This window comes from Pseudonocardia endophytica, from assembly GCF_004339565.1.
Lineage (GTDB): Bacteria > Actinomycetota > Actinomycetes > Mycobacteriales > Pseudonocardiaceae > Pseudonocardia > Pseudonocardia endophytica.
On sequence record NZ_SMFZ01000001.1, the window covers coordinates 3,946,204 to 3,960,275 of the forward strand.

17 protein-coding genes are annotated in these 14,072 nt (G+C 73.4%); 8 read left to right on the top strand and 9 right to left on the bottom strand.

Annotated elements, in window-relative coordinates:
* Positions 1-113: 113 nt before the first annotated feature.
* Positions 114-836 carry a lysophospholipid acyltransferase family protein gene (locus EV378_RS18355; RefSeq protein WP_132427021.1) on the top strand — a complete coding sequence of 241 codons (723 nt, stop codon included), beginning with the start codon at positions 114-116 and terminating at the stop codon, positions 834-836.
* Positions 837-839: 3 nt separating this feature from the next.
* Here EV378_RS18355 and EV378_RS18360 read toward each other — a convergent pair whose 3' ends face one another.
* Positions 840-1,451: a TetR/AcrR family transcriptional regulator gene (locus EV378_RS18360; protein WP_132427023.1), complete on the bottom strand. Its 612-nt coding sequence runs from the start codon at positions 1,449-1,451 to the stop codon at positions 840-842.
* Positions 1,452-1,515: 64 nt separating this feature from the next.
* Between EV378_RS18360 and EV378_RS18365 the strand changes: the two genes are divergently transcribed.
* Together EV378_RS18365 and EV378_RS36780 are read left to right on the top strand one after the other, a co-directional pair.
* Positions 1,516-1,782, top strand: a complete 267-nt coding sequence (locus EV378_RS18365) for a hypothetical protein (protein ID WP_132427025.1) — start codon at positions 1,516-1,518, stop codon at positions 1,780-1,782.
* Positions 1,779-1,901, top strand: a complete 123-nt coding sequence (locus EV378_RS36780) for a hypothetical protein (RefSeq protein WP_279389638.1) — start codon at positions 1,779-1,781, stop codon at positions 1,899-1,901. The genes EV378_RS18365 and EV378_RS36780 overlap by 4 nt, the downstream gene beginning before the upstream one ends.
* A 1-nt stretch (position 1,902) precedes the next feature.
* Here the strand turns inward: EV378_RS36780 and EV378_RS18370 are convergent, their stop codons facing one another.
* A complete protein-coding gene (locus EV378_RS18370; protein ID WP_132427027.1) occupies positions 1,903-2,472 on the bottom strand; it encodes a hypothetical protein in 570 nt (189 codons plus the stop codon).
* A gap of 199 nt (positions 2,473-2,671) precedes the next feature.
* Here EV378_RS18370 and EV378_RS18375 point away from each other — a divergent pair, with 199 nt between their 5' ends.
* Positions 2,672-3,952: an adenylosuccinate synthase gene (locus EV378_RS18375; protein ID WP_132427029.1), complete on the top strand. Its 1,281-nt coding sequence runs from the start codon at positions 2,672-2,674 to the stop codon at positions 3,950-3,952.
* A gap of 262 nt (positions 3,953-4,214) precedes the next feature.
* On the opposite strand, the gene EV378_RS18380 is transcribed toward EV378_RS18375, so the two are convergent.
* Genes EV378_RS18380 through nth form a run of 5 tightly spaced genes read right to left on the bottom strand, consistent with a single transcriptional unit; the run spans position 4,215 to position 8,846 of the window.
* Positions 4,215-5,426, bottom strand: coding sequence for an MFS transporter (locus tag EV378_RS18380; RefSeq protein ID WP_132427031.1), 1,212 nt, complete (start codon positions 5,424-5,426; stop codon positions 4,215-4,217).
* 60 nt (positions 5,427-5,486) lie between these two features.
* Positions 5,487-6,686 (bottom strand): MarP family serine protease, encoded by a 1,200-nt coding sequence (locus EV378_RS18385; protein ID WP_132427033.1) that lies wholly within the window; start codon positions 6,684-6,686, stop codon positions 5,487-5,489.
* The gene (locus tag EV378_RS18390; protein WP_132427035.1) at positions 6,683-7,378 is read right to left on the bottom strand and encodes an NUDIX hydrolase; all 696 of its coding nucleotides are present in this window, start codon (positions 7,376-7,378) and stop codon (positions 6,683-6,685) included. The genes EV378_RS18385 and EV378_RS18390 overlap by 4 nt, the downstream gene beginning before the upstream one ends.
* Positions 7,375-8,040, bottom strand: coding sequence for a TlpA family protein disulfide reductase (locus tag EV378_RS18395; RefSeq protein ID WP_243653534.1), 666 nt, complete (start codon positions 8,038-8,040; stop codon positions 7,375-7,377). Before EV378_RS18395 ends, EV378_RS18390 begins: the two co-directional genes overlap by 4 nt.
* Positions 8,037-8,846 (bottom strand): endonuclease III, encoded by an 810-nt coding sequence (nth, locus tag EV378_RS18400; protein ID WP_207908705.1) that lies wholly within the window; start codon positions 8,844-8,846, stop codon positions 8,037-8,039. The genes EV378_RS18395 and nth overlap by 4 nt, the downstream gene beginning before the upstream one ends.
* A gap of 202 nt (positions 8,847-9,048) precedes the next feature.
* Between nth and EV378_RS18405 the strand changes: the two genes are divergently transcribed.
* The 3 genes from EV378_RS18405 (at position 9,049) to EV378_RS18415 (ending at position 11,414) form a co-directional block, all read left to right on the top strand.
* Positions 9,049-9,300, top strand: coding sequence for a hypothetical protein (locus tag EV378_RS18405; RefSeq protein WP_132427037.1), 252 nt, complete (start codon positions 9,049-9,051; stop codon positions 9,298-9,300).
* 149 nt (positions 9,301-9,449) lie between these two features.
* Positions 9,450-10,124, top strand: coding sequence for a Crp/Fnr family transcriptional regulator (locus tag EV378_RS18410; RefSeq protein WP_132427039.1), 675 nt, complete (start codon positions 9,450-9,452; stop codon positions 10,122-10,124).
* Between the two features lie 102 nt (positions 10,125-10,226).
* Positions 10,227-11,414 (top strand): MFS transporter, encoded by a 1,188-nt coding sequence (locus EV378_RS18415; protein ID WP_243653535.1) that lies wholly within the window; start codon positions 10,227-10,229, stop codon positions 11,412-11,414.
* A 99-nt stretch (positions 11,415-11,513) separates the two neighbouring features.
* Here EV378_RS18415 and EV378_RS18420 read toward each other — a convergent pair whose 3' ends face one another.
* Together EV378_RS18420 and EV378_RS18425 are read right to left on the bottom strand one after the other, a co-directional pair.
* Entirely contained in the window at positions 11,514-12,299 is a 786-nt protein-coding gene (locus EV378_RS18420; protein WP_132427043.1) for an MBL fold metallo-hydrolase, read from the bottom strand.
* A complete protein-coding gene (locus EV378_RS18425) occupies positions 12,299-13,117 on the bottom strand; it encodes an NUDIX hydrolase (protein WP_132427045.1) in 819 nt (272 codons plus the stop codon). The genes EV378_RS18420 and EV378_RS18425 overlap by 1 nt, the downstream gene beginning before the upstream one ends.
* 52 nt (positions 13,118-13,169) lie before the next feature.
* Here EV378_RS18425 and EV378_RS18430 point away from each other — a divergent pair, with 52 nt between their 5' ends.
* Entirely contained in the window at positions 13,170-14,066 is an 897-nt protein-coding gene (locus tag EV378_RS18430; protein WP_243653536.1) for a Gfo/Idh/MocA family protein, read from the top strand.
* The last annotated feature ends 6 nt before the right edge of the window (positions 14,067-14,072 follow it).

The window sequence follows — 14,072 nt, forward strand, 5'->3', positions numbered from 1 at the left end:
ACATCGCTGCACCCTTCGGGCGGTCGGGGCCGGAGGGGATTCCCTGTCCGGTCGGACAGGTGCTTCAATCCTCGATACCGATCCGGCGCAGGGACCGCTCGTCCCACCCCACGATGTGGTGGCGGCTGTCGTCGTGCCCGTTTCGACCGAGACCCGAGGTCCTTGTGCAGCTGTTCATCCGGTTCGTGCTCGCCCCGCTCGTGCGCCTGGTCTGGCGTCCCCGCGTGCGTGGTGCCGATCTCGTGCCGCCGACCGGTCCGGTCATCCTCGCCGCCAACCACCGCGCGGCCGTCGACACGGCGTTCATCCCGCTCGTCACACCCCGTCCGGTCGCGTTCCTCGGCAAGGCCGAGTACTTCACCGGCCGCGGGCCGAAGGGCCGGCTGGTCGCGGCGTTCCTGCGGGCGCTCGGATACGTGCCGGTCGACCGGGGCAACGTGAAGGCGGGCCTCGCCGCGCTGGACGCCGGGCGCACGGTGCTGCGTGCGGGCGGCGCGTTCGGGATCTACCCGGAGGGCACCCGCTCGCTGGACGGCCGCCTGCACCGCGGGCACACCGGCGTCGCGTCGCTGGCTCTGTCGACCGGCGCGATCGTCGTGCCGGTCGCCTTGCTGGGTACGGACCAGGTGCAGCCGGTGGGCCGTCGCTTCCCGAGGGTTCGACGGGTGGAGGTCCGCTTCGGACGGCCGCTCGAGTTCAGTCGCTACGAGGGACTGGAGGGTGCGCCGGCGATCCGTCGCGCGGTCACCGACGAGATCATGAGCGCCATCGCGGACCTGTCCGGCCAGGTCTACGTGGACAGCTACCACCGCCGCCCGGACCAGATCGCCGCCTGAGGCTCACCCTGCCGGCGCCCGCAGGTCGAGCAGGTGCGCGCGCAGTGCTGCCCGGCACCGCGCCGGGCCCACCGGGTCGACGGCACGCGTCCCGGCCAGCGACAGACCGTCGAGCAGTGCCGCGAGCCGGTCCGCCTCCGTGTCGAGGTCCCGACCCGCCCCCAGTGACGCGGTCAGTGCCCGCCGGACCAGCGCGTCCGTCCCGGTCGTTGACTCGCGCTCCAGATCTGCGAGACCGGGGTCCCGCCGGGCCGCGGCGCTGAACTCCAGGAACACGACGACCTCGTCGTGGCGCCGGGCGTCCAGCGGCAGCAGCTCGGCGAACAGATCGACGGCGGCGTCCACGCGCTCGTCGGCCGGCAGCGACCCCGGGTCGCCGATGGCCTCCACACGGGCGGCCATGCGGGCCGCGACCCGGTCCACGAGCGTGCGCATCGCGAACCGCATCAGATCGGACTGGCCGGCGAAGTAGTGCCGGACCGAGCCGAGGTTCAGATCCGCCTCGGCCGCCACGCTGCGCAGCGAGGCCCCGTGCAGCCCGTCCCTCGCGACGACGCGGAACAGCGCATCGGCGACCAGCTCCCGTCGCTCCCCGGCGTCCACGACCTTCGGCACTCGACTGTTTTAGCACACCTATGCTAGATTGATTTAGCACAGTCGAGATAAATAGGAGGTCGACATGGACACCGTCCTGACGTTGCTGCTGGTCCGCTTCGGACTGATCGCGCTCGGGGTCGTGGTGCTGGCGCTGCTGGCGACAGCGGCGCTGGCGATCGCCCGCCGGAGTCTGCGGACACCGGAGTCCAGGGACAGGGCGTCGTCGCTCGTGCGGTCGGCGTCGGACGCGCTGGAGCGCCGGTCGTCGGGTGCGGGGACGCGCGGCCGGGTCGTCGGATCGGTGGCCCGGCGGGCGGGCGACGCGGCCGCGCGGCGGCTCGAACCGTGACCGGCCACGAGCTGCTCGAGCACCTCGTGACGGACCTGCTGGTCAAGGGCGCGATCGTGCTCGTCGCGCTGGCGCTGGTCGCGCTGCTGGGCGTGGCGCTGTGGCGACGGCTCTCGTAGGTCAGGGACGCACGAGCAGCCACGGCTCGGTGTGCCGGTACCAGGCCCAGCGCGTGACCTCCCTGGGGTGCTCGACGCCGTCGTGCGTCACGCGCGCTCCGGTGAAGCCGATCTGCAGGGCACGGCCGGTTGCGGCGTGCACGCCGCGGTCGCCGAGCACGGACACGCCGTCCGGCCCGGCCTCGACCCGCAGCCTGTGCACCGTCCCGTTCAGCACCCGGGTCGCGTCGCAGTAGGCCTCGCCGTGCAGGTCCCGGATCTCGCCCCGGCCTGCCAGGACGCCGCCCGCGTCGTCGCGGACGAGCGGGACCGGTGTCGCCCGCCCGGCCAACGCCAGCCGGCCCGCGTCGGCTGGTCTGCTCGGCAGGCCCCACGCACGGGCGGCCGGTGAGCGCCCGGACGGCACGAACGCCACCTCGACGGCCCCCAGCAACTCCTTGCGCAGCAGCCGGACGAGCACGGCGGCCAGGTCGCCGTCGGTGCCGCGCACGATCACGCGGGACGGGGCGTCCGCGAGCACCGGGTCGAGCTCGTCGCGGCCGGGCCGTGCGCCGAGCGTGACGGACGGCACCGCCCCCAGCAGGGCGTCGACCCGTTCCCGCTGCGCTGCAGTGCGGATACCGTGGAGGCGGCGAGGCGGACCGACCGCACAGGCCAGGACCACCGCTCCAGGATCGATCGTGCCCACAGATCGGTTACCCTCCCCGCCGCGGTGTCCGGAATCGGAACGTCCGCGGCACGTGTCATGCCTGTAGAACGAGGAGTCTCACATGCCCGCAATCGTGTTGATCGGCGCCCAGTGGGGCGACGAGGGCAAGGGCAAGGCGACCGACCTCCTCGGCGGCAAGTACGGCTGGGTCGTGCGCTACCAGGGCGGCAACAACGCCGGGCACACCGTCGTCACGCCGGACGGCCGCGACTTCGCGCTCAAGCTCATCCCGTCCGGAATCCTGTCGCCGGGCGTGAAGAACGTGATCGGCAACGGTGTCGTGGTCAACCCCGAAGCGCTGATCGAGGAGAAGGCCGGGCTGGAGAAGCGGGGCGTGGACACGTCCGGCCTGCTGATCTCGGCGGACGCGCACCTGATCATGCCGTACCACGTGGCCATCGACCGCGTCACCGAGCGCTACCTGGGCAAGTCCAAGATCGGCACGACCGGCCGCGGCATCGGGCCCGCCTACCAGGACAAGGTCGCACGCGTCGGCGTCCGGGCCGCGGACCTGCTCGACGAGAAGATCCTGCACCAGAAGGTCGAAGCCGCCCTCGAGCTGAAGAACCAGATCCTGGTCAAGGTCTACAACCGCAGGGCGCTCGACTTCCACGAGGTCGTCGACACGGTCCTGGAGCAGTCCAAGGAGTTCGCCGAGAAGATCGTCGACACCCGGCTGCTGCTGAACCAGGCCTTGGAACGCGGCGAGACGATCCTGCTGGAGGGCTCGCAGGGCACGCTGCTCGACGTCGACCACGGCACCTACCCGTTCGTCACGTCGTCGAACCCGACGGCGGGCGGGGCGGCCGTCGGATCCGGGATCGGCCCGAACAAGATCGACCGGGTGATCGGGATCCTGAAGGCGTACACGACCCGCGTCGGGTCCGGCCCGTTCCCGACCGAGCTGCACGACGAGATGGGCGAGCGCCTGCGCAAGGTCGGCGGCGAGGTCGGCGTGAACACCGGGCGCCAGCGTCGCTGCGGGTGGTTCGACGCCGTGATCGGTCGGTACGCCACGCGCGTCAACGGGATCACCGACTTCTTCCTGACCAAGCTCGACGTGCTCTCCGGCCTGGACACGGTCCCGATCTGCGTGGGCTACGAGGTCGACGGCCGGCGGGTCGAGGAGATGCCGATGACCCAGACCGACCTGCACCACGCCGTCCCGGTCTACGAGGAGATGCCGGGCTGGTTCGAGGACCTCTCCGGCTTCCGGGAGTTCGACGAGCTCCCTTCCGCGGCCCGCGACTACGTCCACCGCATCGAGGAGCTCGTCCACGCCCCGGTGTCCGCGATCGGTGTCGGCCCCGGCCGGGACCAGACGATCACCCGCGAGGTCTGACCCGGCCGCACAAGATCTGACCCCGCGGCGCGGGCCGGGTCGCGCCAACGTTCCACCGGATGGCTCCGCCGGATCGAGCGGTACGTTCCGGTCGTCGTGACCGCGGAAACGTACCGGCCGATCGCGACAGGGGATCGACCGGCACATTACGGCTGTTCGGCCCGCCGTCGAGCGACGCCCGACCCGGTCCGGCTGCCCCGTTCCACCGGCTCGCGCGAAAGCTGCTCTCGTCCGACCGGGCCGTGCGAGCGGAGCCCTGTCCTCACCACCGCGCGGCGGGCTCCTGACGGACCGGCGTCACCGCCGCGGCGACGAGAGGCGCGGCCGCGGCCATGGCGAAGCCCCAGGTGTAGCCGGCCGAGCCGATCAGTGCGCCCAGCGCGATCGGCACACCGGAAGCGACCAGGTTCTGGCCGGTGTTCTGGATCCCCAGAGCCCGGCCGGACCACGACGGGCCCGCGATCTCGGCGACGGCGGTGAACGCCAGTCCGTTGTCGGCGACCGTGACCACCGACCCGATGCCCAGCGCCAGGGCGGCCAGCCACCCGGCCGTCGCGTCCCCGAGTGCGAACAGGAGCAGTACGCCCGCCGCCGCGACGGCGACCGTCCGCATCGGACGCAACCGCGACCCGACCCGGTCCGACCACACCCCGGACCCGATTCGCCCGACCGCACCCGCCACCTGGACGGCGGCCATGAACGCCCCGGCCGTGGCGATGCCCCAACCCTGCTCGCGGACCAGGTACTCGGTGCCGAACGCGGCCACCGCGAACTGCGGCACGACCAGAAGCGCGCTCGCCGCGTGCACCCGCCACAGCACTGGTGCGCGGTACGGCGTGCCGGACGTCGGCTGGTCGTCCGAGGCCGCGGCCCGTGGCGGGTCCGGAGCCAGGGTCGCGACGAGCACGGCGGACACCGCGCAGAGCGCGGCGGGCAGGAACAGTGCGGTGAACGCGCCGACGGAGCCGGCCAGCGCAGGCAGCGTCAGCCCGGCCACCGCGACGCCGAGCGGCTGGGCCGTCTGCCGGATGCCCATCGCCAGGCCACGCTCGGACCGTCCGAACCAGCCCATGATCAGCCGGCCGCTGGCGGCGTTCACCGACGCCGCGAACACGCCGCCGAGCCCGAGCAGTAGCAGGTGGGCGGCCGGTGCGGCGTGCGGCAGCGCCGCGACCACGCCGACGACGACCGCGGTGCCGGTGAGCCCTGCCGTCATCACGATCCGCTCGCCGTAGCGGTCGGCGGCCGCACCCCACGCGACGAGCGCCACGAGCAGCCCGACGGTCGGCGCGGCGACATAGGCGCCCGCCCCGGCCAGCGACAGCCCGTACGTGTCGCGCAACACCGGGAGCAGGAACGGCATCCCGTAGGCGAACGCGGAGGCGGCCGTCTGCGCGAACACGCCGATGCCGAGCACGAGCCAGCGCCGTCGGGACCGCGTGACGTCCCCTGCGTGCACGACCCGTTCCGACATGCAACGCACGCTACGTCCGCGTCCCAGAAAGTGGCGAGGTGATCCCAGATAATGGGATCGTCAGGCGGCGCAGTCTCCCGTCTGGACCTCGCGCGTCGAGCCGCTGGCGGCCGCGTTGAGCGCCGCGGCGACCTGCTCGCCGGTGAGCACGAAACCGGTCTCGGAGTCGTCAAGGGCCGCGCCGAACACCACACCCAGCACCCGGCCGTCGGGGGCGATCATCGGGCCGCCGGAGTTCCCGGAGCGGACCACGGCGCGCACGGTGTAGACGTCGCGGGTGACGCTGCCCTGGTCGTAGATGTCCGGCCCGCGCAGGCGGATCCGCTCGCGGATCTTGCCGGGCGTGATCGTGTAGGGGCCGTCCAGCGGGTAGCCGAGGATGATCGCGTCGTCCCCGACACCCGCCGGGTCCGGGCTGAACTGCAACGGGTCGGCGTCCAGGTCCGGCACGTCGAGCACGGCGATGTCGACCTCGGGGTCGTAGCTGACCACGGTGGCCGACAGCTGGCGGGTGGCGCCGGAGCGGCGGGTGACCTCGACGCTGGTGGTCGACGTCCCGGCCACGACGTGCGCGTTCGTCATCACACGCTGCGGGGCGACGACGAAGCCGGTGCCCTCCAGTGCCTTGCTGCACGACGGCGCCCGGCCGCGCACCTTCAGCACGCTCGGCCGCACGTCTCGGACGACCTGCGAGTCGGCCAGCGAGGCGTCCGGCGGACCGACGGCGGCGACCGGGGTCCGGGAGAACGGGCTGACCACGTCCGGGAACCCGGAGCTGTCCAGGATCTGCCGCAGCTCGGCGGGAAGCTGGCGCGCGGCGGCGGGCATCACCGAGTCGACGCCGGCGAGCACGGTGGACCCGCGCACGCCCTGCGTCAGGCCGGTGAGGCTCGTCGAGGCCAGCGGCAGCGCGATCAACCAGGCCGCGATCACCACGGCGATCGCCTGGACGGCCGCGCCCAGCGCCGAGTCCACCTTCAGCGTGCCCTCGCCGCGGATCCGGTCCCGGATGCGTCGTCCGAAGTAGACGCCGGTGGCCTCGCCGAGCGCGACGAGCAGCACCACCGCCGCGAGACTGATCAGGATCTTGGCCTGCTGCGACTCGACCGTCTCGGCCAGCAGCGGCGCCAGCCGCAGCCCGAGGATCGCCCCGGCAAGCACGCCGACGAACGACAACAGCGCGACCGCAACACCGTGCCGCCACCCGGAGACCGCGGCCAGCAGGGCGAGCACGACCACGACCAGGTCGACCCAACTCACGACGAACTCCCCCGGCCATCGGCGTACTCGGCCCGCGCCCGTTCCCAGGCGACATCCACGTCCTCCGGATCGCTCGCGTCCCACGGACGCTCCCATCCGGAGCGGTGCAGCAGTGCGGACAATAGGCCAGCGGTGAATCCCCAGATCACCAGACCCGCCGTCCGGAATGCGGGACCCACGTGACCTCGTGGACCACGCACGGAGAACCGGTTCGCCGGGTCGCAGAGCGTCTCCACCGGCACCCGCAGCACCCGTGCCGTCTCGCCCGGGTCGACCACGCGGACCGGCGTCGGCACGATCCAGTGCGCGAGCACCGGCGTCACGACGAAACCGGTCGGCGGGATCAGCAGGTCGGGCAGGACGGCCAGGGGCGCGACGCCGTCCGGGTCCAGTCCGGTCTCCTCCTGCGCCTCGCGCAGCGCGGCGGCGACCGGCCCGTCGTCGCCCGGGTCGATGCCGCCGCCCGGGAACGAGACCTGGCCCGCGTGCGCGCGCAACGTGCTCGCCCGCTCGGTGAGCAGCACGTCCGGCGACCCGCCCTCGTCGGCGAACAGCATCAGCACGGCCGCTCGTCGGCCCTCGCCGGACGCCGGGATCCGGCGGGCCCCGAACCACTCCGGGTCCAGCCCCTGTGCGGCCTCCAGCAGGGGGCGCAGCGTCTCCGGCGTGGCCAGCGGGTCGACGGCCGTCACGACAACCTCTCCACGGCGGCCGCCACCTCCTCCGCCGACCGGAACGGCGTCGGTGGGTCAACGCGGGACACCGAGCCGTCCGCGCGGACGACGTAGCTCGCCGGGAGCGCGGGCGGCACGTCGAGCGCGGCGCGCAGCGCGCCCGCCGGGTCGGTCACCGCGGGCAGGGCCACCCGCAGCTCGCGCAGCAGGCCGAGGGCGGCGACCGGGTCGTCCCGGACGTCCACGGTCAGCACCGGCGTCGCGTCCGGCCGTGCCGCGTAGGCCGCGATCGCGGGCAGCTCCTCGCGGCACGGCGCGCACCAGGACGCCCACACGTTGATCAGAGCGGGACGACCGGCGAGCACGGCCCCGACGTCCGCGCGCCCGTCGGTGCCCAGGCACGGCACCTGAACGCCGGCCAGCGGGCCGGACGCCGGGCGCCCGGTCGGCGCGGGACACGGCACCGTCCCGGCGGCTGCCCGCGCCGCCGCCAGCGCGGCCGGGTCGGCCGACGCCGGGTCGTTGTCCGGTTCGGCGACAGCGGTCGTCGGAGCTCCGTCAACGGAGGACGACGATGGTGAGGACGGCCACAGCGCGAAGACCGCGATCGCCGCCAGCAGGACGACGACCACCGTCGCCCCGATCTCCGTCCGGGTCGCGGTGATCCGCCCGCGCGTCACCGCCCGTCCCCGGCCAGGTCACCGAGCCCGGCCAGCTCCAGCAGGTGCGGACGCTCGACACCCTTGACCAGCTTCGCGGCCTCGGCCGGGTCGGTCGGACCGGTACCGAACGCCGGGCAGTCCGACGCGAGCGTGCAGGCCCCGCACGCCGGCTTGCGCGCATGACAGACGCGGCGGCCGTGGAAGATCACGTAGTGGGACACGATCGTCCAGTCCCGCTTCGGCACGAGCTCGCCGATCTCGTGCTCGACCTTGACCGGGTCCTCCTCGGAGGTCCATCCCCAGCGGCGGACCAGACGCCCGAAGTGGGTGTCCACCGTGATGCCGGGGATGCCGAACGCGTTGCCGAGGATGACGTTCGCCGTCTTGCGCCCGATGCCCGGCAGCGTGACCAGATCCTCCAGCCGGTTCGGCAGCTCACCGCCGAACTTCTCGACGACGGCCGAGCCGAGACCGATCAGCGAGTTCGTCTTGTTCCGGTAGAAGCCGGTCGGACGTATCCGCTCCTCGAGCTCGGTGCGGTCGGCTCCCGCGTAGTCCGCCGCCGTCGGGTACGCGGCGAACAGGCCGGGCGTGACCTGGTTGACCCGCTCGTCGGTGCACTGGGCGGACAGGATCGTCGCGACCGCGAGGTCCAGCGGTGTGCGGAAGTCGAGCTCGCAGTGCGCGTCGGGGTACGCGACGGCCAGGGCGCGCAGGATGCGCCCGACGCGGCGCGCCCGGCCCAGCGGACTCTCCCCCGCGGCGACGCGTGCGGCGAGCGTGGCTGCGGCCCGCGGCGTGGGGCGCCCGACGGAGGTACTCACGAATCCGAGACTACGGGGACACACCGACACCGAGCCGCGGCGGTCGAGCGGCGGAGCAGCGGCACGGGTGGGGTCCCACCGTCCGACCGGTAACAAGAAGGGCGGACACGCCGATGAGGCATCACGAATGGGTATCGGGCTCTCCGACATCGGCCCCCCGGGCGACGGAGTCCGGTCCCGATGCGGGAGGATCAACAGTGCCATGACTGCTTGGTTGTCCGTCCTCGTGCCGTTGCTGGTGATGTTCTTCGCGCTCGGTATGGAGCGCGTCGAGTCCCGGCTGCGGGAGTCCACCGTCCGGCAGGACGAGCTGGACGAGCTGCTGGAGCAGCCCCGTCCGGACGAGCTGCGCGCACTGTTCAGACAGGGGACGGGACGGGCTCTGGAGCTGTTCCGGCTCCGCAACCGGAGCCGTCGCCGGGGCGCTCGACGGAGCCGTATCCCGTCGCCCTGACCCCATCGCGCAAAGCCGAACGGGTGAGCGGACCTGATCGGGCTCGCGCCCGTTCGGGTTGTCGCTGCGCATCGGGTTGCCCCCGGGCTCTACACTGGCGCGCCGACGACCCGCTGCGCACCCGTGCGGCCGGTGAACGAGGAGTTTCAGTGGACGAGGTTCTCATCAGGGCCGGGATCTTCCAGGGAGTGGAGCCCCAGGCCGCAGAGGCGTTGGCCGAGGCGTTGGAGCCGGCCGAGTTCTCCCGTGGCCAGGTGATCTTCTCCGAGGGTGAGCCGGGCGACCGGCTCTACATCGTGTCGGGCGGCAAGGTGAAGCTCGGCCGCAAGTCCCCCGACGGCCGGGAGAACCTGCTGATGGTCGCCGGGCCGTCGGACATGTTCGGCGAGCTCTCGATCTTCGACCCGGGCCCGCGAACGTCGACCGCCACGGCGGTCACCGAGGTGCGGACGTTCACCATGGACCGCACCGCGCTCCGCGAGTGGATCGGCAAGCGCCCGGAGATCGCCGAGCAGCTGCTGCGGGTGCTGGCGCGCAGGCTGCGCCGGACGAACAACATGCTCGCCGACCTGATCTTCACCGACGTGCCAGGTCGTGTCGCGAAGTCGCTGCTCCAGCTGGCCCGCCAGTTCGGGTCGCAGGAGTCCGGCCTGCTGCGGGTCACGCACGACCTCACACAGGAGGAGATCGCCCAGCTGGTCGGCGCCTCCCGCGAGACGGTCAACAAGGCGCTCGCCGACTTCGCCCACCGCGGCTGGCTGCGTCTCGAGGGCAAGAGCGTCCTGATCCTGGAGCCGGAGCGCCTCGCCCGCCGGGCCCGCTAGGTCGACCCCACCGACTGGTACGCCCGTACCAGTCCGTGTGATGCTGGAGGCGTGCCCGCCTCCCTGCGTCACTACCGCGCTGCCCTGAGGACGCCAGGGGCGGTGGCACCCGTACTCGCGTCCGCGCTCGGCCGGCTGCCGATCGCGATGCTGAGCCTTGCCGTGCTGCTCTACGTGCACGCGGTGCAGGGGTCGTTCGCCGTCGGCGGCGCCGTGTCGGCGGGCGTGCTCGCGGGGACCGCCGTCGGGATGGTCGTGCAGGGCCGTGTCGTCGACCGGCTCGGCCCGACCCGCCCGCTGCTCGTCGTGGCCGCGCTGTTCGCCGTGGCGGGCGGGTTCCTGGTGGTGGTCGTCGACCGCGGTCACGGTCTCGCGACGCTGTTCCCGCTCGCCGTCACGACCGGCCTGTTCAGCCCGTCGATCGAGGGCGCGTCCCGGGCACTGTGGACGGACCTGACGCCGTCCGGCCCGGTCCGGGAGGCGGCGTTCAACTACGAGGCGATCAGTCTCGAGGTGTTCTTCATCCTCGGGCCGGGGCTCGCGGCCCTGCTCGTCGCGACGACGCCGTGGCCCGGCACCGCACTCGTCGCGGCCGTCGCGGCGATGGCGACCGGCACGGTCCTGTTCGCGCTGTCCCCCCGGGTGCGCGCCCGCAGCGCGTCGGCCCGGTCGGCCGTCGTGGAGCGGGCCGGGATGCTCGGCGTGATCCGGCGTCCCGGCCTGCGGACGGTCGCGCTCGCCTCACTCGGGTTCGGCCTGGTCATCGGGTCCGTCGAGGTCGGAGTACCTGCCGCTGCGACGGCGGCGGGGTCACCCGCCGCGGGCGGCCTCCTGCTGTCGGCGTGGTCGGTGATCTCGGTGGCCGCCGGCGTGCTCTACGGGCTGAGGCCGTGGCCGCGCTCGATGGGACGGCGGCTTCCGGTCCTGCTCGGGACGTTCGCCGTTCTCGTCGGACTGACGGCGCTGGTCGCCCCGCTCCGGTCGCTGCCCCTGCTCGCGGTGACGTTGTTGTTGGCCGGCGCCACGATCACGCCGCAGGTCACCGCACACTCGCACGGCGTCGACCTCACCGCGCCGGACTCGTCGGCGGCCGAGGCGTTCAGCTGGGTCGTCACGTCGGCCGTGATCGGCGTGTCCGCCGGCCAGTCCCTGGCGGGCCTGGCCGTGGACACGGTCGGGCCGGCCGGGTTCGCCGTCGGCCCGGTGCTGGGCCTCGTCGTGGCGTGCGTGCTGTGGCTCCGACGACGGACGGTCGTCCCCGCGGCGGAGCGCGAGGTGTCGCCGGTCTGAGTCGGTCCGGGCTGTCCTGAACGGCTCCACCCGACGACATCGCACCGGTGGTGGCTCCCCGACGCGGCCGACCGCCGTACGTGCGATCTCGGCCCGATCTCAGCCTCGCAGGTAGTCCAGCTGCGCGCGGACCGACCACTCCGCCGCGTCCCAGAGCTTCTCCTCGACGTCGGCGTACACCATCTCGACGACCTCGCGCGGTGTCGCGTCCGGCCCCAGCTTCTCCAGCGCCGCGCGGACCTGGTCCAGGCGTTGCTCACGGTGCGCCAGGTACTCCCGTGCGACGGCGGTCGCGTCCGGGAGCTCCGGCCCGTGACCCGGCAGGACCGGCGTGCCGGCCGGGATCAGCTCGGCCAGCAGTCGCAGCGAGTCCAGGTAGGGCCCGAGCGCGCCGTCCGGGTGCGCGATGACCGTCGTGCCCCTCCCGAGGATCGTGTCGCCGGTCAGCAGCGCCGGGTCGTTGCCGCCGACCAGGAACGACAGCGAGTCCGCCGTGTGGCCCGGCGTCGCGATCACCCGGATGTTCACGCCCGCGACGAACATCGTCTCGCCGTCGGTCAGCGGTTCGGCCCGCCGGCAGAGCGACGGGTCCAGCGCCCGTACCGGCGCGCCGGTCAGCTCGACGAAGCGGTCGATGCCGCCCGCGTGGTCGTGGTGGTGATGGGTGAGCAGCACGAGTGCGACGGGCGGTCCGTCGGCCAGCTGCTCGAGGTGCTCGCCGTCGTCCTCCCCGGGGTCGACGACCACCCGCGCCGGCGACCCGAGATCGGACAGCACCCACGAGTTCGTGCCGTCGAGCGTCATGTGGTTCGGGTTGTTCTGCAGCAGCACCGACGCGGCCTGGCGCACCGGTCGCAGCTCGCCGTACGCAGGGTGTTCGCTCATCACGCCGGTCCCTTCGGGGTGAGGTGGTCAGCGGCGGTCTCCCAGTCCGGATCGCCGGGCAGCACGACGCTCACCGAGCTCCCCTCGCGCCGCACCCGCGGGATCACCGGGGTGATCGACCGGCCCGGCGCGGCGGTGAGCGCGTCCCCGGCCGACCCGTGCTCACCGAGCTCCTGCAGCGTGCGCAGGGTCGGCGCCATCAGTTCGATCTCCAGCCCCTCGTAGGCGCGCAACGCGTTCGCCGGCGTCCACCACCGAGCCTCGACGGCCTCGGTCGTCCTGTCGTCGGCGCGTTGGCCGTCCGGGACGCGGGCGATCAGGAACGCCGTGTCGTAGCGGCGCGGGTTGGCCGGTGGGGTGATCCACCGCGCCCAGCCCTCCAGCAGGTCCGTACGGAGCACGAGATCGTGGTCGACGAGCAGCTCCCCGAGTGTGCGACGGCGCTCGTTCAGGTCGTCGCGCCAGCGCTCGGCGTCCGGCAGCGGCACCGGTGGGCCGTCGGCGGCTCCGGCCAGCAGGACGCCGCACTCCTCGAACGTCTCCCGGATCGCCGCCTGCACGAACGACCCGGCGAGCTCCGGCTCGCAGTCCAGCCTGCGGCCCCACTCCGCCGGAGAGGGTCCGCGCCAGCGCGTCGGGTCCGGGACGTCGGACGACGAGACGCCGCCGCCCGGGAACACGGTCATGCCGCCGGCGAAGGCCATGCCGGACACCCGCCGTTGGAGAAAGACCTCGAGGCCGCCGTCCGGGGCGTCGCGGACGAGCAGGACGGTCGCGGCCGGCCTCGGAACGACCGGTTCCCCGCTGCTCTGCGCCATGCCCGGACCCTAGGTCATGATGCGGGGACCGGGGCACGTGATGATGACCGCCATGACGAGCGAGCGGCTGCGGATCGGGCTGGTCGGCGCCGGACCGTGGGCGTGGCGGGTGCACGCGCCGTCGCTGACCCAGCATCCGTGGTTCCGGTTCCAGGGCGTCTGGACGCGCAGGCCGGAGGCCGCCGGCGATCTCTGCGACGAGTTCGGCGGACGCCCGTACCGCACGCTCGACGAGCTCGTGGACGACACCGACGTGATCGCGTTCGCCGTGCCGCCCGCCGTGCAGGCGGAGCTCGCGCCCGATGTCGCCGCGGCCGGCAGGCACCTCGTGCTGGAGAAGCCGTTGGGCGAGGACCTGGCGGGCGCGCGCCGGGTCGCGGACGCGGTCGCCGCCGCCGGGGTCCACTCGACGACGGTGCTCGTCCTGCGCTTCGACGACGCCGTGCTGGCCTGGCTGGACGGCATCGGCCCCGGGCCCGCTGGCCAGGACACGGTCGGTGTCGCCCGGTGGCTGTCCGGCTCGCTGCTCGGCGGTCCGTACCACCGGTCGGCATGGCGGGCGGAACACGGCGCGCTGCTGGACATCGGCCCGCACGTGATCGACCTGCTGGACACCGCGCTCGGTCCGGTGACCGGTGTGGACATGGCGCGGCGGACCGACCCGGACGTCTGGCGGGTCGGGCTCGCGCACGCCGGCGGCGCACGCAGCACGATGACGCTCTCGCTGCGCCTGCCGGTGGACCCGACCGAGATGGAGTTCGGCGTGTTCGGGCCCGCCGGGCGGCACGTGCTGCGCGCCCGCTCCGACGACGCCACCACCTGCTACGGGCGGATGCTCGACGAGCTCGCGTTCGCCGTCGGGCCCGGACGTCCTGGGCCCGCCGTCGACGCGGCCCGCGCGCTGCGGCTGCAGGAGATCGTCGACGAGATCCGGGGCGCGGCCGGCTGAGCCGGG

Coding starts and splice junctions, on each gene's coding strand:
- EV378_RS18430 (WP_243653536.1), top strand. CDS start 13,170: ATGACGAGCGAGCGGCTGCGGATCGGGCTGGTCGGCGCCGGACCGTGG.
- EV378_RS18380 (WP_132427031.1), bottom strand. CDS start 5,426: ATGTCGGAACGGGTCGTGCACGCAGGGGACGTCACGCGGTCCCGACGG.
- EV378_RS18375 (WP_132427029.1), top strand. CDS start 2,672: ATGCCCGCAATCGTGTTGATCGGCGCCCAGTGGGGCGACGAGGGCAAG.
- EV378_RS18355 (WP_132427021.1), top strand. CDS start 114: ATGTGGTGGCGGCTGTCGTCGTGCCCGTTTCGACCGAGACCCGAGGTC.
- EV378_RS18425 (WP_132427045.1), bottom strand. CDS start 13,117: ATGGCGCAGAGCAGCGGGGAACCGGTCGTTCCGAGGCCGGCCGCGACC.
- EV378_RS18405 (WP_132427037.1), top strand. CDS start 9,049: ATGACTGCTTGGTTGTCCGTCCTCGTGCCGTTGCTGGTGATGTTCTTC.
- EV378_RS18420 (WP_132427043.1), bottom strand. CDS start 12,299: ATGAGCGAACACCCTGCGTACGGCGAGCTGCGACCGGTGCGCCAGGCC.
- EV378_RS18365 (WP_132427025.1), top strand. CDS start 1,516: ATGGACACCGTCCTGACGTTGCTGCTGGTCCGCTTCGGACTGATCGCG.